Below are 1,152 nucleotides of genomic sequence, written 5' to 3'. Positions count from 1 at the left end.
AAGCCCTCACGGGTCCTCCTTCACAGGCTTACGGAACGCTCCGCTACCGCTCGTCATAAGACGAACCCAAAGCTTCGGCGCGTGGCTTGAGCCCCGTTACATTTTCGGCGCAAGAACCCTTATTTAGACCAGTGAGCTGTTACGCTTTCTTTAAAGGATGGCTGCTTCTAAGCCAACCTCCTGGTTGTTTTGGGATTCTCACATCCTTTCCCACTTAGCCACGACTTAGGGGCCTTAGCTGTTGGTCAGGGTTGTTTCCCTCTCCACGATCGACGTTAGCACCGACCGTGTGTCTCCCGCGCAGTACTTCCCGGTATTCGGAGTTTGGTTAGGTTTGGTAATCCGGTGAGGACCCCTAGCCCATCCAGTGCTCTACCCCCGGGAGTATTCACGCGAGGCACTACCTAAATAGTTTTCGCGGAGAACCAGCTATTTCCGAGTTTGATTGGCCTTTCACCCCTAGCCACAAGTCATCCGAGACTTTTTCAACAGGCACCGGTTCGGTCCTCCAGTGCGTGTTACCGCACCTTCAACCTGCTCATGGCTAGATCACCCGGTTTCGGGTCTAAAGCAACGAACTGAACGCCCTGTTCAGACTCGCTTTCGCTGCGCCTACACCTATCGGCTTAAGCTTGCTCGTTACTTTAAGTCGCTGACCCATTATACAAAAGGTACGCGGTCACCCAGGACGAACCTTGGGCTCCCACTGTTTGTAGGCATCCGGTTTCAGGAACTGTTTCACTCCCCTCGTCGGGGTGCTTTTCACCTTTCCCTCACGGTACTTGTTCGCTATCGGTCGCTGAGGAGTACTTAGGCTTGGAGGGTGGTCCCCCCATGTTCAGACAGGATTTCACGTGTCCCGCCCTACTCGAGTCTCCATCACATCAACACCCGTACGGGGCTGTCACCCGCTCAGGCCCGACTTTCCAGACGGTTCCGGTTAGACATGATGAAGCACTGGCCTGGTCCGCGTTCGCTCGCCACTACTAACGGAGTCTCGTTGATGTCCTTTCCTCCGGGTACTTAGATGTTTCAGTTCCCCGGGTTCGCTTCTAATCCCTATGTATTCAGGACTAGATACCTTCATCTGACAATTCGTAGCCCAAAACCGCCAGCCCCTTTCGGAACCAACGCCCTTGGAATACGAATTGT

1 rRNA gene (running past both ends of the window) is annotated in these 1,152 nt (G+C 54.0%); it reads right to left on the bottom strand.

Annotation, left to right across the window (positions count from 1 at the left end):
- A 23S ribosomal RNA gene (locus tag GGR16_RS26025) occupies nucleotides 1-1,152 on the bottom strand (it extends past both window edges: 1,624 nt to the left, 137 nt to the right).

This window comes from Chelatococcus caeni, assembly GCF_014196925.1.
Classification (GTDB): Bacteria; Pseudomonadota; Alphaproteobacteria; order Rhizobiales; family Beijerinckiaceae; genus Chelatococcus_A; species Chelatococcus_A caeni.
The sequence above is the reverse complement of the archived record's forward strand: the minus strand, read 5'-3'. Positions and strand labels throughout refer to the sequence as shown.